Source organism: Microbispora oryzae (assembly GCF_017896165.1).
GTDB classification, from domain to species: Bacteria; Actinomycetota; Actinomycetes; order Streptosporangiales; family Streptosporangiaceae; genus Microbispora; species Microbispora oryzae.
In genome coordinates, this window is record NZ_JAFCNB010000034.1 from 15,256 (window position 1) to 34,067 (window position 18,812).

Sequence of the window (18,812 nt, forward strand, 5' to 3'; positions counted from 1 at the left end):
GTTCTGGACGTGAGCGTGGTGTCGGAGGTTGCCAGGGGTGACCTGCCGATGATCACGCTGCTGTTCGAGTTCGACGCCCAAGGCCTGCGCCTGATGGTGCCCGCGTTGGTCGTCGCGGCGGTGGCCGCGGAGATGGGGGGCGCCGACGAGGGGTTCCTGCCTGCGGTGCGCGGGATCGCCCGCCTGGAGCACGGTGCGTACGGGCCGCTGGGCGACTTTGACGACGCGCTCGAGCTTGGGCAGGCCGCCGCGGGGCTGGCCCGGGACGGCGGGCCGCTGTGGGAGGACGCGCACACGGTGATGCTCGCGCGGCTGGAGGGTGCCGACGTCCTCACGCTGGACCCCACCCGGTGGGCGGGGCTGGAGTTGGACGGGGTGCAGGTGACAGAGGTCGCCGACCCCGAGTGACGCGGCGCAGACGCTACGCCCGTAGGAGCCTGACTCCCGCCACCCGCATGGGAGAGCCCCGCCCTCGACGAGGACGGGGCTCCAGGGTCACCCACAAGAATGGCTTCTCAGCCGATATCCAGCCAATCTCATCGCACGGTATCCGTCAAGTAGCCGTCCGTCACACCCTCGTGTCGCCATGCGGGGCACTCGCGATACGCGGAAGCCCGGCCCGGTCACTCCTCGACGGACAGCGCACCCGACGGGCAGAGATTCACCGCCCTGGTCACGCCCGTCTTCATGCTGTCCGGCGGCTCCGGGTCGAGCACCACCACCGTGCCGTCCTCCTCGCTCTGGTCGAACACCTCGGGCAGGGAGAGCGCGCACATTCCCGCGCCGATACACCTGTCCGTGTCCGCATTGATCTTCACGGTCTCACCCCCACTCCTGTCCTACCAGGTGACCGGGAGCCGATGCACCCCGTAGATCGCCATGTCCGTACGCATGGGCACCTGGTCGGCGGGGACGGCCAGGGCCAGCCCGGGGAAGCGCGCCAGCAGCGCGGGATAGCCGATCCGCATCTCCACCCGTGCGAGCTGCTGGCCGAGACACTGGTGGATGCCGTGCCCGAAGGCCAGATGTCCCTGCGCCGAGCGGGAGACGTCCAGCGTGTCCGCGCCCTCGAACCGCCCGGGGTCCCGGTTCGCCGCCGTCAGGGCGAGCAGGACCGACTGCCCCGTCCTGATGAGGTGGCCGTCGATCTCGACGTCCTCCAGGGCCGTCCTGATCGGGCCGAGGTGGACGATGCTGAGATAGCGCAGCAGTTCCTCCACCGCGTTCTGGATCAGGGTGGGATCGCGGCGCAGCGCCGCCATCTGCGGGGGGTTGCTCAGCAGGGCGAACGTGCCGAGCGCGAGCATGTTGGCGGTCGTCTCGTGGCCCGCCACGAGCAGCAGCAGCCCGATGCCGGCGAGCTCCCTGTCGGTCAGCTCCCCACCCGCGATCAGACCGCTGAGCAGGTCGTCAGCCGGCTCCTTCATCTTCCGCATGACCAGGTCGTGGAGATAGGTCAGCAGGTCGGCCATGGCGGCGGTGATCTGGTCGACGGAGGAGCCCAGGCGCAACAGGACGGCCGAGTCGCGCTGGAACTTCTCCCTGTCGTCGTAGGGCACGCCGAGCAGCTCGCAGATCACCAGGGACGGGATCGGCAGCGCGAAGTCGCGGACCAGATCGGCCGGCGGGCCCTGCCGTTCCATCGCGTCGAGGTGGTCGCGGGTGATCTCCTCGATCCTCGGTTCGAGTAGCCTCATCCGCCGTACGGTGAACTGGCCGGTCAGCAGCCGCCGGTAGCGGGTGTGCTCGGGTTCGTCCATGCGGATGAAGAATCCCGGCGGCACGATGAAGCTCTGGAGCCGGGCGCTCCGCTCCGGGATGGGCGAGTGCATCAGCTCGGGACGGCTGCTGAACCGCGAGTCGGCGAGTATGGCCCGGGCCGGTGCGTATCCGGTGACGATCCATCCCTCGTGCCCGTCGGCGAAGGTCAGCGGGCGGATGGGCGCCTCCTCACGCCAGTGCGTCAGCAGGTCTGGCGGGTCGAAGGCGCGTTCCCTCTCCATGGGAAAGGTGTCGAGCTGGGGTGTGGCCTCGGTCATGACACGCTCCTGTACGTGTTTGTGACGGCACACTGTCGGGCTGTCGACACTTCCACCTAACACCACAAACTACCGATTTGCAATGAATGAAAGTTTCTCCTCGATGTCATAGGCTGTTCACATGGACGAGGCGTCTGGCCTGCGTGAACGCAAGAAGCGGCGCACCCGGCAGTCGCTGATCGAGGCGTCGCTCCGCCTGTTCCACGAAAAGGGATACGACGAGACGACGATCGCCGAGATCGCCGCCGCGGTGGACGTGTCCACCCGCACGTTCTTCAGCTACTTCACGAGCAAGGAGGACGTGGTCTTCTTCGACCACGAGACGCGGGCCGGCCGGGCGCTGAAGGTGATCGCCGACCGGCGGCCCGCCGAGCCGGTCGCCGATCTCCTGCTCCGCCTCGCCGACGAGACGCTACGGGCGTCCATCCTGGACAGCGAGCTCACGGCCGAACTGTTCCCGCTGCGGCACCGCCTGGTCAGGTCGGTCCCCGCGCTGCGGGCGCGCGGGCTGCACCTGCTGTTCGACACGCAGCGGCGGCTGGCCGAGGCGCTCCACCAGGCATACGCCGACGAGATCGACCTCGTCGAGGCCGCCGCGGCCGTGGGAGCCGTCGCCGGCGCCGCGCACCTGGCGACGCTCATCAGCGTCGACCGGGACGAGCCGCCGGATCGGGCGTGGGAGGCGGGCCGCCGGGCCGTCGACATCACCCTGCACGGCCTGGCCGCTCTCGGCCGGCCCGCCGCGCCCGCCGCCGAAGGCTGAGCCCGCCTGTCAGAGCCAGCCGTTGCGGCGGAACGCGCGGTGGAGCAACGTACAGGCCACGATCATCACGCCGAGGACGAGGGGATACCCGTACACCGAGCTGAGCTCGGGCATGTGCGAGAAGTTCATGCCGTAGATGCCGGCGATCATCGTGGGCACGGAGATGATCGCCACCCAGGAGGAGATCTTCCGCATGTCCTCGTTGGCGAGCGCGTTGGAGCGCGCCAGGGCGGCCTGGAGGATCGAGTCGGAGAGCTCGTTGGAGCTCTGCACCTGCTCGCACACGCGGGACAGGTGGTCGCCGACGTCGCGGAAGTACTCACGCATCTCGGAGGGGATCATGCGGCGCTGGGGCAGCGCGTTGAACGGCGTGAGGAGCGGCCCGACCGCCCGCTTGAGCTCCAGCATCTCGCGCTTGAGCTGGTAGATCCGGTTGATGTCGCGGGAGCTGACCTCCGCGAAGACCGCCGCCTCGACCTCCTCGAGCTCGGCCTGCATGAGGTCGGCCACCTGGAGGTACTTGTCGACCACGTGGTCGGCGATGGCGTGCAGCACGCCGGAGGGGCCCCGGCCGAGCAGCTTCGACTTCGCCTCGATCTTCTCCCGGACCTCGCCGAGGGGACAGTGGACGCCGTGCCGCACGGTGACCACGAAGTCGGTCCCGACGAACGCCATGATCTCGCCGGTGCCGATGATCTCACCGCCGGCGTCGGCCACGTCGTCGTCGAGGAACGCGACGGTCTTCAGCACCACGAACAGCGAGTCGCCGTACCGCTCGACCTTGGGGCGCTGGTGGGCCTTGATGGCGTCCTCGACGGCCAGCGGATGCAGCCCGAAGACCTCGGCCAGCCACTCGACCTCGGGCGCGGCGGGCTCGTGCAGTCCCACCCAGACGTACGCGTCGGGCGAGGGGCTGTCCTGGTTGTGCTCCCGCACCAGCTGCACGGCCTCGGGGATGTCCTGGGCGTCCACCTTGCGACCGGCGACGTACGCGCCGAACTCCACCAGTGAGGTGCTTGGCGGGACGCAGCGGACGAGCGGCTCAGCGGCCACGGCGGTGCTGCTCAAACGGGTCGGCAGGACACGGGTGTGCCTGTTGATGCGGGGAAACATGATCGAGGAGCGCATGGCGGTCCCTTCCCGCCCGAGCCGGCACGCTCCACGCGCGACGCGATGTCACCCCTTAATGCAGGCGTGAGCTGGCCCCTCGGGCTCAAGATTGAAGTGGTCGGGAGTGCGCACGACGTACGTGCGCGAGCACGTACTGACAGGATCACCAGGATTCACCCGGACCACCTCCAATCGCCACGAGACGACGCTAAGCCCGCCTAACTTACCACATCAAGCTGGGACACCTGGTTCAGAGTACTCCCACCGGCCTCGGACGATCCCGCGCTTCTCGCCGAAAAGCCCGGTGAAATACCGAGCGGGCATGCATATCCCGGCCCGTCCGCCTCCGCCCCCCAGAGGCACGGGCGAAACGCCGCGGCGGTGGCTGCGACAATGGACGCGTGCGCGTTCTTGTCATCGGATCCGGCGGTCGCGAGCACGCCCTGTGCCGCGCCCTGCGACTCGATCCCGCCGTCAGCGAAGTCCACTGCGCCCCCGGTAACGCCGGCATCGCCGAGGTGGCCGACCTGCACCAGGTCGTCCCCACCGACGGCGCCGCCGTGACCGCCCTGGCCCAGCGCCTCGGGGTGGACCTCGTCGTCGTCGGGCCGGAGGCTCCCCTGGTCGCGGGCGTCGCCGACGCCGTACGGGCCGGGGGCATCCCCTGCTTCGGGCCGTCCGCGGAGGCCGCCGTCATCGAGGGGTCCAAGTCGTTCGCCAAGGACGTGATGACCGCCGCCGGCGTCCCCACCGCGCGCTCGCGCACCTGCGTCAGCGTGGAGGAGACCGCCGCCGCGCTCGACGAGTTCGGCGCGCCGTACGTCGTGAAGGACGACGGCCTCGCCGCGGGCAAGGGCGTCGTGGTGACCGACAGCCGCGAGGAGGCGCTGGAGCACGCGCGCGCCTGCGGCCGGGTCGTCGTCGAGGAGTTCCTCGACGGCCCCGAGGTCTCCCTGTTCGCCCTGTGCGACGGCCGCGACGCGGTCCCGTTGCAGCCGGCCCAGGACTTCAAGCGGGCCTACGACGGCGACAAGGGCCCCAACACCGGCGGGATGGGGGCGTACACGCCACTGCCGTGGGCTCCCGAGGGCCTCACCGAGCAGGTCATGGCGGAGGTCGTCAACCCGACGGTCGCCGAGCTGGCCCGGCGTGGCACGCCGTACACGGGCGTCCTTTACGCGGGTCTCGCCCTCACGAAGTCCGGCCCCCGGGTGATCGAGTTCAACGCCAGGTTCGGCGACCCCGAGACGCAGGTCGTGCTCGACCGGCTGGAGACGCCGCTCGGCGGGCTGCTGCTCGCCTGCGCCACCGGCGAGCTGTCCGCGCACGGACCGCTGCGCTGGCGGGACGGCGCCGCCGTCACCGTCGTCCTGGCCGCCGAGAACTACCCGGACGACCCGGTGAAGAACGACCCGATCGCGGGCCTTCCCGCGGCCGGCGATGAGGCGTACGTCCTGCACGCGGGCACCGCCCTCGACGGCGCCAACCGGCTCGTGTCCAGCGGCGGCCGGGTGCTCGACGTGGTCGGAACGGGGGCGGACGTCGCCGAGGCGAGGGCGCGGGCCTACGAGGCGCTCGCCGGCATCACCCTGCGCGGCTCCCACCACCGGTCCGACATCGCGCTCCTGCCCGAGTCCTCCGCATAGGTAGTGCCCTTACGGGCGTCTCCTGGTCCCCACCAGGAGAGCGCCAGAAATGGCGGTTTTTGGTGGGGTTTGTCTGACATCACCTCGACAGACACGACCTAGAATCGGCACGGTGAAGCACCTCCACTCCGGCAAGGTCCGCGATCTCTACGAAACGCCCGACGGGCTGCTGCTGATGGTCGCCTCCGACCGCGTCTCGGCCTTCGACCATGTGCTGCGTCCGGACATCCCGGACAAGGGCGAGATCCTCACGCGGCTGTCATTGTGGTGGTTCGACCAGCTCCGGGACATCGTGCCCAACCACCTCGTCTCCACGGACGTGCCGGCCGAGTTCGCCGGGCGGGGCGTCCTGTGCCGTCCGCTGCGGATGGTGCCGGTCGAGTGCGTCGCCCGGGGCTATCTCACCGGCGGCGGGCTCCTCGAATACCGCGCCGGCGGCACCGTCTCCGGAGTGCGGCTGCCGGAAGGTCTCACCGACGGGTCGCGGCTGCCCGAGCCGATCTTCACCCCGTCCACCAAGGCCCCGCAGGGCCGGCACGACGAGCCGATGACGTACGACCAGGTGGTCGCCGAGGTGGGGGCGGACGTCGCGGAGCGGCTCCGCCGGATCACCCTCGATGTCTACGAGCGCGGCGCGCGGATCGCCCTCGACCGCGGCATCATCCTCGCGGACACCAAGATCGAGCTCGGGTGGGACGAGAACGGCGAGCTGACGCTCGGCGACGAGGTGCTGACCCCGGACTCGTCCCGGTTCTGGCCGCTCGACCAGTGGGAGCCGGGCCGCACGCAGCCGTCGTTCGACAAGCAGTTCGTGCGGAACTGGCTGCTCTCGCCCGAGTCGGGCTGGGACAGGGCTTCCGGCGAGGCCCCTCCGCCGCTCCCCGACGAGATCGTCGAGCGGACCAGGAGCCGGTACGTCGAGGCGTACGAGCGGCTGACCGGCGAGCCGTTCCGGTCCTGAGGCCGCCGCCATTCCCGTCACTCAGGCGACTTCGATACGGCGTTCCCTCATCCGTTCTGCGGGTAGTTCCTCCACGAAACGCCCGGGACAGCGGATACGCTGAGCCGGCGACGCCCGCCGACGATTCGGCTGCCGCCCGGTGCGATTTCCCACCCCTCCCCCAACTTAGGAGTCTCATCAATGGTTCGTTACCGCGTGCGCGGTGGCAACGTACTGCGCGGAACCGCCTTCGTCCAAGGCGCGAAGAACGCGGTGCTGCCCATGATCGGAGCGGCCCTGATGGCGGCCGAGGGCCGCACCGTCCTGCGCAACGTGCCCGTGATCGAGGACGTGCGCAGGGCGGTCGAGCTGGCGGAGGCCGTCGGCGCGAAGGTGGAGTTCCACGAGAGTGAGCGGACGCTCGTCATCGACGCGTCCCGGCTCACCAGCCCGGTCCTGCCCGCGCACATCGCCCGGCGGTTCCGCGGCTCGGTGCTGTTCGTCCCCGCGCTCCTCCACCGCCTGGGCGAGGCGATCATCGAGGGCGTCGGCGGATGCAACCTCGGCAGCCGCAACCTGGACTTCCACTACCTCGGCTACAAGCGTCTCGGCGCGATGGTGGACGAGGGCGAGAGCGTGATCCACATAAAGGCGGGCGGGCTCCTCGGGGCGCCTCTCTATCTCGACACCCCCTCCCACACCGGCACGGAGAACCTCATCATGGCCGCGTCGCTCGCACGCGGCACCACCGTGATCGAGAACGCGGCGCTGGAGCCCGAGGTGCTCGACGTGATCGGCATGCTCACCCGGATGGGCGCGCGCATCCAGGGCGGCGGCACCGGCTTCATCACCGTCGAGGGCGTCGACGAGCTGACCGCCGTCGAGCACACCGTGATGCCGGACCGGCTCGACGCGGGCGTCTTCGCCATGGCCGCGGCGATCACCGGGGGCGAGGTCAACCTGGTCGGCGCGTCCCTGGAGCACCTCGGCGTCGTCCGGTGGAAGCTCGAGCAGATGGGCGTGGAGTTCGAGACGCAGGGCGCCGTGCTCCACGTCCGCCGGGAACGGCCGCTGCGTCCCATCAACGTGATCACGGACACCTACCCGGGCTTCGCGACCGACCTGCAGTCGCCGCTGATGACCGTGGCCTGCCTGGCGGACGGCTCCAGCTACATCCACGAGCGTATTTTCGACGGCCGGTTCGCGCTGGCCGGCGAGCTGAACAAGATGGGCGCCAACATCGAGGTGGAGGGCAGCCGCGCCGTCGTGCACGGCCCCACGCCGTTGCGCGGCACGGAGGTGACCGCGCACGACCTCCGCTCCGGAATCGCGCTCGTTCTCGCCGGGCTCGCCGCGACCGGCGAGACGACCATCGGCTCCGGTTATCTCATCGACCGCGGGCACGCGGCGCTCGCGCAGCGCATGCAGGCGCTGGGGGCAGATGTGGTCCATGAAATTTCCACTTCGGAAGCGGGTTGAGTCCGGAAACCGAATTTCCCTTCTGACCAGCGCGAACATTACTAATAAGGAGTCCGGCCACCCCCTCCAGAACGGTATTCCGGCAAATCCGGGCGTGACATTACGGCCTTAACCAGCGATCGTTCCAATGAGAAGCCACAACAACGAGGGCGACGTGGGATGGGACGAACATTGGTCGAGCGCACGGAAGACACTCCGCGCGGATCGCGCCTGGGCACGGTGACGCCGGATCTGACTATCGGCGTGGTCGGCTCACATGATCTGGTCGAGCGAGTGATGCTCATGGGCCACGGCGCCGCACCGGTGCCGTGCCGGCTGGTCGCGGCCGCGTACCGCGACGAGCAGGAGGCCGCCGACAAGGTGACCCGCCTCGGGCCCGGCGTGGACGCGTGCCTCTTCGCGAGTCCGGTGCCCTTCGAGCTCGCCCGTCGGGCCGGCGTCCTGACGATGCCCGCCACGCACGTGCAGCTCGGCGGCGCGGCGCTCGTCGCGGCCATCGCCAGGGCCTCCCTGGACGACAAGATGGATCCGCGCCGGGTGAGCGTCGACGTGCTGAGCCGGTCGGAGATCGACGAGGCGTACGGCGACCTGAATCTGCCGTCGGGAGAAGTGCACAGCCGCGACGAACCGGGACCGATCGGCACCGTTGCCGCGTTCCACGAGCGGCTGTTACGTCAGGGCGCCACCACCGGCGCCCTGACATGTGTCCACGGCGTGGCCGAGCGGCTGCAGTCGACGGGCGTGCCGGTCGTGCAGATCCGCCCCACCTCGGCGGCCGTACGCACGGCGCTGCACACGGCGGCGCTGCTGGGCGCCCGCCACCGGCTGGAGGAGTCGCAGCTCGCCGTCGTGCTGGTGGAGGTGCCGACGCTGCGGGAGCCGGTACGGCGGGCCGCGCCGCGCTACTGGAGGGACGAGCTGCGGCTGTCCCTGCACCGCCTGCTGGTGCAGGAGGCGAACCGGATCAACGCCAGCGTCTGGCCGATCGACGATCACAGCTATCTCGTGGTGACCACGAAGGGCTCGATCGCGGCGGCCACGGACGGGTTCCGGGTGCTGCCGTTCGCGGCGCGGATCCGCGAGGAGCTGGGCCTGGCGGTCGAGGTGGGCGTCGGCATGGGCCGGACCACCCATGAGGCGGAGACCCACGCGAGGGGTGCGCTCGCCCGCAGCCAGGGCGGCAAGCAGCCGCAGGGGTTCGCGGTCGACCGCGAGGGCAGGGCCATGGTCCCGCCGCCGCGGATGCCACCCCAGCCGGGTGGATCGGCCAAGCCGAAGGGCGTCGAGGTGCTCGCTCGCTTGGCCGCCAAGCTGGAGGGCGGGGACACGGTGGTCGACGCGGAAGGTGCCGGGCGCATGCTCGGCGTCACGCCGCGCACGGCTCGACGGTTGCTGCGCACGCTGGTTGACGAGGGACTCGCGTGGCCGCTTCCGCCGAACCGCACACCGCAGCCCGGCCGTCCGCGGCAGCTGTACCGGCTGATCGTGGAGAAGCTGAACCGCTGACGGTTTTGTCGGATCTGGGGGTTATCGTCATGACCCATGGAACGGAACGGTCATGACATTCGGGTCTGGACGGCGCTGGCAACCGTGTACGTCGTGTGGGGTTCGACGTATCTCGGCATCAAGGTCGCCGTCGAGACCCTGCCCCCGCTGATCGGCGCCGGGCTGCGCTTCGTCGCCGCGGCGGCGCTGCTCGGCGTCATCCTGCTGCTGCGCCGGGGCACCGAGCCGTTCCGGGTCACCGCGCGGGAGTTCGGCGGCGCGGCGCTGGTCGGGCTGCTCATGCTCGCCGGCGGCAACGGATTCGTCGGAGTGGCGGAGGAGCAGATCTCCAGCGGGCTCGCTGCCCTGCTCGTCGCCTCGGTGCCGCTGTGGCTGGTGGTGTTCCGCACGGTCGTGCGTGACCGCCCGCGGGCGGCGACCCTGGCCGGCGTGCTCGTCGGCTTCGTCGGCGTGGCCGGGCTCACCCTCCGCGGGGGCGTGTCCGGCCAGGCGGGAGGCATCGCCACCCTGCTCGCGGCCTCGGTGTCCTGGACGCTCGGGTCGTTCCTCTCGCCCCGGATCCCGATGCCGCGCAACCCGTTCGCGGCCAGCACCATCGAGATGGCCGTCGGCGGCGTGGGGCTGCTGCTGCTCGGCGACGTCACGGGCGAGCACCTGCGGCTGGCCGCGGTGAGCGGCCGGTCCTGGACGGCGCTCGCCTATCTGATCCTGGTCGGGTCGCTGATCGGATTCACCTCGTACGTGTGGCTGCTCGGGCACGCGCCCATCTCACTCGTGTCGACCTACGCGTACGTGAACCCGATCGTGGCGGTGGTCCTCGGCATGATCGTGCTCTCCGAGCCGTTGACGGGAAGCATGCTGGCCGGCGGGGCCCTGATCGTCGCCGGCGTCGCGCTCGTGGTGTCGACGGAACGCCGCAGAGGCGCTCCCCCCTCGCCCGCGCCGGAGAACGATCAGGATCGGACGGAAGGGCGGGAACCAGCCCGGGCGGAGCCCGACCGGCACTGAGCCGCGCTGAGCCACCCGGAGCCGCGCTGGACCGCTCCCAGGGCCGGCCCTGGGAGCGCTCGGCAGGGCGTCAGCAACGGTGCGGGAAGGCCTCGGCCAGCTTCAGGAAGGTGTCGTTGGCCTCCGGGTCGGCGATCGACACCCGGGCGCCCTCGTCGCCGTACGGGCGCACGGCGACGCCGGACTCCGCGCACGACTCCGCGAACTCGCCGGTGCGGGCGCCGAGCCGCAGCCAGACGAAGTTGGCCTCGGTCGGCGGCACGGTCCAGCCCTGCGCCAGCAGGGCCTCCCTCACCCGCGTGCGCTCGGCGACGACCCGCTCGACGCGTTCGAGCAGCTCCCGCTCCGCCTCCAGGGACGCCAGGGCGGCGGCCTGGGCCAGGTGGTTGACCGCGAAGGGCGTGAGGGTCTTGTGCACCGCGCCCGCCACCGGCTCGTGGCCGATCAGGTAGCCCACCCGCAGGCCGGCCAGCCCGTACGCCTTCGAGAACGTGCGCATGACGGCGACGTTGGGGCGCTCGCGGTAGAAGCGCAGGCCGTCGGGGACGTCCGTGTCCCTGACGTACTCGCGGTAGGCCTCGTCGAGCACCACGAGCACATGGTCGGGCACCCGGTCGAGGAACCGCTCGATCTCGGCGGTCCGGTTGACTGTGCCGGTCGGGTTGTTGGGGTTGCAGACGAAAACCAGCCGGGTGGCCGGAGTGATCGCGGCCGCCATCGCGTCGAGGTCGTGGGTCTCGTCTGTCAGCGGGACCTGGACGGGGGTGGTCCCGGCGAGCCCGGCGAGCAGCGGATATGCCTCGAACGACCGCCAGGCGTACACCACCTCGGCCCCCGCCTCCCCGATGGTCTGCAGCACCTGGGCGGTCACCGACACCGATCCGGCCCCGACGGCCACGTGCTCGAAGGGGACGTCGTATCGCTCGGCGAGCGCCCGCGTGAGCCGTACGGCGCCGTGGTCGGGATAACGGTGGATCTCACCGGCGGCCCTGGTAATCGCCTCGATCACGGACGGCAGCGGCTCGTAGGGGCTCTCGTTCGACGACAGCTTGTACGACCGGCCGTCGGGCGACACCACGGCCCGGCCCGGCTTGTAAGCCGGGACCGTGTCGAGGATGGAGCGGAAACGCGGCATGTTCCTTACCTTAGGAGATGGCGAGCCGTACCGGCAGAGGCCGCGCTCCCGGCGTGCTCCCGGCGTGCTCCCGGCGTGCTCCCGGCGTGCTCCCGGCGTGCTCGCCCGTCGAAGACGGGCGCGAGACGCGCCCACAAGGTCGCGAATATCACTAAGATTCGGCGACATGTGGCGGAAAGTCAGGGTTGTGCTGGCGGGTGCCGGCGTCGTGAGTGTCCTCTCCGTTCCGGCCGCGGCCGGCGGCGCCGCGGCGACGAGCAGCGCGGCTGTCGGGAACACAACCAGCACAGCCGTCAGCAGAACGACCAGCACCGGCACGAGCGCCTCGAAGGCCGCCAAGCCGTACTGCGCCACGCACAAGTGCCTGGCCCTGACCTTCGACGACGGCCCCTGGCCCTACACGCCCGCGCTGCTCGACACGCTGAAGAAGCACAAGGCCAAGGCGACGTTCTTCGTGCTGGGCCGCAAGGTGGCCAACCGTCCGGAGATGACCCAGCGGATCGTGAACGAGGGCCACGAGATCGGCAACCACACCTGGACCCATCCGGAGCTGACGAAGCTGTCCGACGAGGAGATCCTCAGCGAGGTCAGCAGCACCTCCGACATCATCCAGAAGACGATCGGCACCGCGCCCACGATGATGCGCCCCCCGAGCGGTGCGACGAACTCCCGGGTGGGCGCGCTCATGGCCCAGCTCGGCCTGCCGCAGATCCTGTGGACGGGCTCCACCCTCGACTGGCAGGCGCGCAACACCAAGGTGATCGCGAAGCGGACCCTCGCCCTCGCCAAGCGGAACGGCGTCATCCTGCTGCACGACATCGTGCCTGAGACGGTGAAGGCGATGCCGGGCGTGCTGACGAAGCTGGAGAAGCAGGGCTACAAGTTCGTCACCGTCACCACGCTCCTGCAGGGGCGCACGCTGAAGCCCGGCGAGATCTACCCGCCCCGAGGCAAGTGATCGCCGGCGCCGCCGTCACCCGTCTGGACGGCGTCCGCCGCCGGCGCGGCGTCCATCCGGAGTGAGCGGTCGAGGGCCGCGCGCAGCCGTGGCTGCAGCGGCCGTTCGACCAACCGGTGAACGGCGTACGCGACCAGCACCACGGCGGCCACCACGACCGGCAGCGTGAGGCGGTTGCCCAGCAGCGGGCGCAGCCACCCGATGAGCAGGAAGCCCAGGTGGTGGTGGAAGAGGTAGAGCGGATAGGTCAGCGCACCGAGCGCGGTCAGCCAGCGCCAGTCGATCCGGTCGAGCACTCCCGTCGCCACCAACACCATGATCAGGAACTGCAACGAGACGACGGCGACGAGGATGGCGGAGCCCAGCGCGGTGCCGTATCTGGCGATCGCGGGCGGGTTCTCCCCGAGCAGTTGCACCAGCGCGAGCACCCAGCCCACCCCGACGAACAGCCACGGGAGCAGCGATCCGCCGAAGCGGTGGACGAGGAACAGGGCCATCCCCGCGATGAAGTACGGCGCGCTGAACGGGATGAGCACCGCCTGGAGCAGGTCGGCGTCGACCCGCTCGGCCACCGCGAGCAGGAACACCCACGCGCCGAGGAACGCCAGGCAGCGGCGGTAGGTGATACCCACGGCGGCGAAGCCGGCGATCAGCACGTAGAAGACCAGCTCCTGCCAGAGCGTCCAGTAGACGATCTCCAGGTCGCGAACCCGAAATCCATGCTGGAACATCGTCAGGTTGGCCAGCAGCTCGGCGAACGTCGGGCGGTGGTCGGTGACGAGCCCGCAGACCGCCAGCCCGCCAAGCACGAGCACGCTCGCCCAGTAGGCCGGGTAGAGCCGGGCGATCCGGGACGCGGCGAAGTCTCCCGGCCCACGGCCCCACGCGCTCATCAGGATCACGAAGCCGCTGATGAGGAAGAACAGCCGCACTCCGTACACGCCGAACATGGTGACCGCGCTCAGCGCGGGAAAGGCGTTCGGCGTCCCCCACGCGCGCGTCTCGCCGAAATGGAACAGGACCACCGACAGTGCCGCGCAGAACCTCAGCAGATCGAGTACGCGCAGTCGCGGTGACGTGACGGATTTGGCCGGCGCAGGGGAAATGCGCGGGGCCGCAACGACCATATGCCGGAATATATCCTTAAAGATCCCTTGGAGAGTGCCGAATCTTCCCAAAGAGTGACAGGTCGGGCCCCTACATCCGGAGCATCGGCGGATGCAGAAGCACGGCCGGGCCACGGCGGTAGAGCATGGCGGGCCGGCCGCCGTCGCGGGTGGTGGTGTGCCCGGTCGGCGCCAGGAATCCCTCGGTCTTGGTGACCTTGCGGTGGAAGTTGCGGGGATCGAGGGGGCGGCCCCACACGATCTCGTACACCCTGCGCAGTTCCGCGACGGTGAACTCGGGCGGGCAGAAGGCCGCGCCGAGCGGGGTGTACTCCAGCTTGGCCCTGGCCCGCTCCACCCCGTCGAGCATGATGCGCCGGTGGTCGAAGGCCATCGCGGTCAGCTCGTCGACCGGCTGCCAGCTCATGTGCGCCTCGGTGGAGGCGGGCAGATCGGGGGCGAGGCCGAGATAGGCCACGCTCACCACCCGCTGGCGCGGATCGCGATCCGGATACCCGTACGTCTGGAGCTGCTCCAGGTGGACCGGCGCGCCGGGAAGGCCGGCACGCTCGGCGAGAACGCGGGCGGCCGCCGCCGGCAGGTCCTCCTCCAGCTTGATGAAGCCGCCGGACAGCGCCCACCGGCCCTCGTACGGAGGCCGGTCGCGCCGCCAGACCAACGCACTGAGCTGCTGGGACCGGACGGTGAGCACGACCAGATCCACGCTGACGGGAATACGCGGGATCACGGGGAGCACGCTACACGGAATTGTGGAAGTAGACCGGCTCCGCCGCTTTCCGGCCGTCCGGCGAGGTGACGTCGATCCGCACCCACGCCCCGTCCGGCACGGTCGCCCAGTCGACCGGAATCCAGATCCTCTCGGTGCCGGGGGGCAGGCCGGGCACGGCGGCGGGGTCGTGCCAGCCGACCGTCGCCGAGTCGACGACGCGCGGCGTGTCGAGGCCCGGCCAGCTCAGCGTCACCTTGCTCTGGTTCAGGTGGAAGCCCCTGATCTCCAGGCCGTCCTGGATCTGGCGCTGCTGACGCCGCGCCTCGACCGCGATGGGCCGGTCCCAGTCGCTCGCGATCTCCTCCGAAAGCGAGGGCGACCCGCAGGTGAAGAAGTCGCTCCACATGTACGAGATGATCTTCGACACGTACGGCCCGGCGAGGGCCACCTGGGTGTCCAGCCGCGGCTTGTCGGTCCGGCCACGGGTGCCCTGGCGGCCGCAGGGCTCGGTGCCCGACGGCTCGAACGCCTCCACGTTGGCCCACAGTTGCACCGGCACGCCTTCCTGGGCCAGCTCGTCCCGCGCCTGGGCCATCGCCCGGTAGTAGTCGCGGGTGGAGCCGTAGTAGGCCGTGTTGTAGGTGCTCTCGCCGACCACGGGCTTGAGCCGGTCGTCCACCGGCTGGTTCTTCCAGTTCGGCCAGAAGAGGCCGACCTTGCCGGTGCCCCGGCCGTCCTGGGGGGCGATGATGCCCACCCCGGTCTTCGCGAGCGCCTTGAAGCCCTTCGCCACCTGTCCCGGCGTGGAGGTGTACTTGAGCCGCCGGCGGCTGTCGATGTACGGGCTGACGAGGATGGGCTTGCCCGGCAGTTCCTGCTCCACGATGCGGTGCTGCTCGGCGTACACCTGGAGGGTCTGCACCTTCGACGGGTCGGGCCAGTCCCTGATCTGCAGCTCGAACGGCTGGTAGACGCCGCCGAGCGACTCGCGTCCGCTGAACCGGTCGCCGTAGTCCTGCAGGATCCGCCGGGTCAGCGTCGTCAGCGTGCCGATGTGCCGCGGGTCGGCGCGGGTCGACTCGACCGGGTCGCGCGGCGCGAGCGGCAACGCGGGGAAGACCTTGATGCCGAACCTGTCGCCCAGGTCGAGGAGCTGGGTGAGGCTGTCCTGGGTGCCCGCCGAGACGAGGATCAGGTGGTAGGCGCGACCCCTGGTCTTGAAGTCGCACGTCGGGTCGTCCGACCCGTCCTCCGGCGCGATCAGCCGGTAGAAGACCGCGCCGCCGGCCACGATCTTCCGCTCCATCTCCGGACAGCGGAAGATGCCGGGACCGTACTGCTCGTCCGTCCGGTACGTGTACGTCCAGGAGATCCGGTTGCCCGGGTTGGCGGCCGTGAGGTCCTTCTCGGCCGCCTGCACGCAGGTGAGGCCGTTCTCCTGGCACAGCGCGAAGCGGCCGTCGGGCTTGAGGTCCTTCTGCGGATCCTTTTCGTCGATCTTCTCCAGCACCCGGCCCTGGTCGTCCACCGACCGCGGCGACAACCCGAAGCCGAGCCGCACGACCGTGTCACCGCCGACGCGGTGGATGGCCTCCAGCTGACGACGCCAGGTGCAGGGGTCCGACGTGGGGATCAGCCAGTAACCGCTGACCGGGTACGGCGTGGTGGCGACGGTCTGGAATGTCCCGCAGGGGTCCGTGAACGCGCTCGCCGTCGGTTTCCCCGGGGAGGGCGACGGGGCCGGGGTGGCCGGTGAGGTCGAACCTGTCTCGACGATCGCCGAGCGGCCCGGGTCGTCCCTGAGGACGATCACCAGAGATGCCACACCAGCGAGAATCGCCACACCCAGGACCAGAGTGAGCCAGCGCACGTTCAGGACACTACCGCCCGTCGTTCATGGACATACCGCACAAACCCGGCGTGTTCAGCTGCTGTTCAGCTCTTGACGCCCGCCCAGGCCTCAAGCTGCGTGACGAACCGCCTGGCGGAGTTGGGCCAGTGGTGGTTGGCCCGCGCGGCGGCGTAGCCGCGGCCGCCCGTGCCCCGCCGTTCGAAGGCGTTGTCCCTGAGGCGCAGCACCGCACGCGCCACGGCGGGAGCGTCCTCCCACGGCACCACGACGCCGCACTGATACCGCTCCACGAGCTCCACGGCCCGTGGGGACGGCGTTGTGATCACGGGAATGCCGTGCGCCATGTACTCCACGATCTTGGTAGGCATGGAGTGGCGATAGTTGGGCTCGTCGTGCAGGAGGGACAGCCCCGCCAGGGCGCCGTCGAGCCGCTTGAGCGCCTCGTCGTTCGGCATGAAGTCGCGCCACTCCAGCAGGCCGCTCTCGACCGCGTCGTTGAGCAGCGGGCGGCTCTGCGGGTCGGCGTAGCCGATGAGTTCCACCGCGACGCGGTGCGGCTGGAGCAGCCGGGCGACCTCCACGGCCTCCTGGACGCCCCGGGCCTCCGACAGCCAGCCCAGATAGACGACGCGGTCGTCACCGGGCGGGCTGACGCTGGCGGGCACCCACGTCTCGTTGGGCACCACGAGATGGGCCTGCTTGAACCGGCCGGCGTACGCCGCCTCGGCCAGCAGCAGGTGCAGGTGGCGCTCGGCGGTTCCCTCCATCATCCGGGCCAGGAACCGCATCGGCGGGCGCAGGAACGACGGCAGCCACGGCTTCAGGGAGAGCGTGGCGGGCGTGTCCTCGTGGACGTCCCACACCACCGGCGGGCGGCCGCGGACCCCGGCCACCGCGAACAGCAGCTCGGGGTCGTGGATGAGCGCGAGGTCCACCTTGCCGCGCATGCTCTTGAACAGCCTGCGGGCGGCCCGGACGGCCGCGACGCGCCGCCGCTCCGCGGCCCTCGGCAGATCGACCCCGTTGACCCACGACCGGGGCACGACCCCGCGCGCCGTGTACGGCGCCGCGTACGTGACCTCATGACCGGCGTCGACGAGGGCCCGGATCTGCCGGTGCAGGATCCGGGCGTCCTCGGGATGATGCACCACGGTCATGACGAGCACGTGCACGTGCGGGACCCTTCCTACAGCCGCTCGACGCGATCGCTCGTGGTGAGCACGCCTCGCGTGTCCAGCACGAGCCCGGCCTGTTCCTCCACCAGAGCGAGGTCGAACGCGGAGTGCTGCTGGAGCAGCACGGTCACGTCGGCGCCTGCCACGGCCTCACCGAGGTCGGTCTCGCGGCGGATCTCCCTGCCCTCGACCGTCCACTCCTTGACGTACGGGTCGCAGTACACCAGCTCGGCGCCGAGCTCCAGGAGCGCCTCGGCGACCGGGATCGCGGGCGTCTCACGCTCGTCGGCGATGTCCGGCTTGTACGTGACGCCCAGGAGCAGCACGCGCGAGCCGTTGACGGGCTTGCGAGCCCTGTTGAGCAGCCGCTGCACGCGGGCCACCACGTACGACGGCATCCGCTCGTTGATCTCCTGGGCCAGCTCGACGAACCGGAAGGGATAACCCAGCTTGCGGACCGTGTACGAGAGGTACGACGGGTCCACGGGGATGCAGTGCCCGCCGACGCCCGGCCCCGGGAGGAACTTCTGGAAGCCGAAGGGCTTGGTCGAGGCGGCCTCGATGGACTCCCAGAGGTTCACCCCGAGCTCGTCACAGAAGATCGCCATCTCGTTCACGAGCGCGATGTTGACGTGCCGGTAGGTGTTCTCCAGCAGCTTGGCCATCTCCGCCTCGCGGGTGCCGCTCACCGGCACGACCCGCTCGACGAACTGGGCGTAGAAGGCCGCCGCCCGCTCCTTGCAGACGGTCGTGTATCCACCCACGACCTTGGGCGTGTTCCGCAGGCCGAACTTCGGGTTGCCCGGATCGATCCGCTCGGGTGAGAAGGCGAGGTGGAAACCCTCGCCGGCGGTCAGCCCCGACTCCTCCAGGATCGGCCGCACCACCTCGTCGGTGGTGCCCGGCCACGTGGTGGACTCGAGCACGACCAGCGTCCCCGGCTGAAGATGCTTGGCGACGGTCCGGGTAGCCCCCTCCACCGCCGACAGGTCGGGACGGTGGTCCTCGTCGAGCGGGGTGGGAACGCAGATGACGATCGTGCCGGAGCGGGCCAGCACGGAGGCGTCGAGGGTGGGCGTGAACCCGCCCGCCAGCATCGCGTCGAGATCGGCGTCGGTCAGGTCGTCGATGTAGGACTGACCGGCCGTGAGGGCGTCGACCTTGGCGGGGTCGACGTCCAGGCCGGCGACCCGCAGACCGGCCGCGGTGGCCTCCTTGGCCAGCGGCATGCCCACGTAACCAAGCCCGATGATCGTGAGATCGAAGGCCGTCACGGCGTGACCTGAGGGCGGAAACAACACTTCATGGTGGCAAAGGTTATCTCAACTCAGCACCAGGCATGCCTGATGCCACTACATCGGACAT

Annotated in this window: 17 protein-coding genes; 8 read left to right on the forward strand and 9 right to left on the reverse strand. The window is 70.2% G+C overall.

Annotated features, from left to right (window positions below):
• Positions 1-9: 9 nt before the first annotated feature.
• Positions 10-408, forward strand: coding sequence for a hypothetical protein (locus tag JOL79_RS32310; RefSeq protein ID WP_210159738.1), 399 nt, complete (start codon positions 10-12; stop codon positions 406-408).
• Positions 409-623: 215 nt separating this feature from the next.
• Here the strand turns inward: JOL79_RS32310 and JOL79_RS32315 are convergent, their stop codons facing one another.
• Together JOL79_RS32315 and JOL79_RS32320 are read right to left on the reverse strand one after the other, a co-directional pair.
• Complete coding sequence (locus JOL79_RS32315; protein WP_210159739.1) at positions 624-818, reverse strand: ferredoxin; 195 nt, start codon at positions 816-818, stop codon at positions 624-626.
• A 21-nt stretch (positions 819-839) separates the two neighbouring features.
• Complete coding sequence (locus JOL79_RS32320; RefSeq protein WP_210159740.1) at positions 840-2,039, reverse strand: cytochrome P450; 1,200 nt, start codon at positions 2,037-2,039, stop codon at positions 840-842.
• 121 nt (positions 2,040-2,160) lie between these two features.
• On the opposite strand from JOL79_RS32320, the gene JOL79_RS32325 reads away from it, so the two are divergent.
• On the forward strand, positions 2,161-2,802 hold the full coding sequence (locus JOL79_RS32325; RefSeq protein ID WP_210159741.1) for a TetR/AcrR family transcriptional regulator: 642 nt from the start codon (positions 2,161-2,163) through the stop codon (positions 2,800-2,802).
• 9 nt (positions 2,803-2,811) lie between these two features.
• Here the strand turns inward: JOL79_RS32325 and JOL79_RS32330 are convergent, their stop codons facing one another.
• Positions 2,812-3,930 (reverse strand): magnesium and cobalt transport protein CorA, encoded by a 1,119-nt coding sequence (locus tag JOL79_RS32330; RefSeq protein ID WP_210159742.1) that lies wholly within the window; start codon positions 3,928-3,930, stop codon positions 2,812-2,814.
• A 383-nt stretch (positions 3,931-4,313) separates the two neighbouring features.
• Between JOL79_RS32330 and purD the strand changes: the two genes are divergently transcribed.
• The 5 genes from purD to JOL79_RS32355 all read left to right on the forward strand — a co-directional run bounded on the left by purD (position 4,314) and on the right by JOL79_RS32355 (position 10,491).
• A complete protein-coding gene (purD, locus tag JOL79_RS32335) occupies positions 4,314-5,558 on the forward strand; it encodes a phosphoribosylamine--glycine ligase (protein ID WP_210159743.1) in 1,245 nt (414 codons plus the stop codon).
• Positions 5,559-5,670: 112 nt separating this feature from the next.
• Positions 5,671-6,519, forward strand: a complete 849-nt coding sequence (locus JOL79_RS32340; RefSeq protein WP_307848850.1) for a phosphoribosylaminoimidazolesuccinocarboxamide synthase — start codon at positions 5,671-5,673, stop codon at positions 6,517-6,519.
• Positions 6,520-6,699: 180 nt separating this feature from the next.
• A complete protein-coding gene (murA, locus tag JOL79_RS32345) occupies positions 6,700-7,977 on the forward strand; it encodes a UDP-N-acetylglucosamine 1-carboxyvinyltransferase (protein ID WP_210159745.1) in 1,278 nt (425 codons plus the stop codon).
• A 261-nt stretch (positions 7,978-8,238) separates the two neighbouring features.
• Positions 8,239-9,483, forward strand: a complete 1,245-nt coding sequence (locus JOL79_RS32350; RefSeq protein WP_210159759.1) for a transcriptional regulator — start codon at positions 8,239-8,241, stop codon at positions 9,481-9,483.
• A gap of 36 nt (positions 9,484-9,519) precedes the next feature.
• Entirely contained in the window at positions 9,520-10,491 is a 972-nt protein-coding gene (locus JOL79_RS32355; protein WP_210159746.1) for an EamA family transporter, read from the forward strand.
• A 70-nt stretch (positions 10,492-10,561) separates the two neighbouring features.
• Here JOL79_RS32355 and hisC read toward each other — a convergent pair whose 3' ends face one another.
• Complete coding sequence (gene hisC, locus JOL79_RS32360) at positions 10,562-11,626, reverse strand: histidinol-phosphate transaminase (RefSeq protein ID WP_210159747.1); 1,065 nt, start codon at positions 11,624-11,626, stop codon at positions 10,562-10,564.
• Between the two features lie 208 nt (positions 11,627-11,834).
• Between hisC and JOL79_RS32365 the strand changes: the two genes are divergently transcribed.
• Positions 11,835-12,584 carry a polysaccharide deacetylase family protein gene (locus JOL79_RS32365; protein WP_210159748.1) on the forward strand — a complete coding sequence of 250 codons (750 nt, stop codon included), beginning with the start codon at positions 11,835-11,837 and terminating at the stop codon, positions 12,582-12,584.
• On the opposite strand, the gene JOL79_RS32370 is transcribed toward JOL79_RS32365, so the two are convergent.
• The 5 genes from JOL79_RS32370 to JOL79_RS32390 all read right to left on the reverse strand — a co-directional run bounded on the left by JOL79_RS32370 (position 12,563) and on the right by JOL79_RS32390 (position 18,721).
• Complete coding sequence (locus JOL79_RS32370; protein WP_210159749.1) at positions 12,563-13,711, reverse strand: acyltransferase family protein; 1,149 nt, start codon at positions 13,709-13,711, stop codon at positions 12,563-12,565. The two genes, JOL79_RS32365 and JOL79_RS32370, sit on opposite strands and share 22 nt — an antisense overlap.
• A 70-nt stretch (positions 13,712-13,781) precedes the next feature.
• Positions 13,782-14,438, reverse strand: coding sequence for an NUDIX hydrolase (locus tag JOL79_RS32375; RefSeq protein ID WP_210159750.1), 657 nt, complete (start codon positions 14,436-14,438; stop codon positions 13,782-13,784).
• 10 nt (positions 14,439-14,448) lie between these two features.
• Complete coding sequence (locus tag JOL79_RS32380) at positions 14,449-16,290, reverse strand: DUF4434 domain-containing protein (protein ID WP_210159751.1); 1,842 nt, start codon at positions 16,288-16,290, stop codon at positions 14,449-14,451.
• 65 nt (positions 16,291-16,355) lie between these two features.
• Complete coding sequence (locus JOL79_RS32385; RefSeq protein WP_210159752.1) at positions 16,356-17,444, reverse strand: glycosyltransferase; 1,089 nt, start codon at positions 17,442-17,444, stop codon at positions 16,356-16,358.
• A gap of 14 nt (positions 17,445-17,458) precedes the next feature.
• Positions 17,459-18,721 carry a nucleotide sugar dehydrogenase gene (locus tag JOL79_RS32390; protein ID WP_210159753.1) on the reverse strand — a complete coding sequence of 421 codons (1,263 nt, stop codon included), beginning with the start codon at positions 18,719-18,721 and terminating at the stop codon, positions 17,459-17,461.
• Positions 18,722-18,812 lie beyond the last annotated feature (91 nt).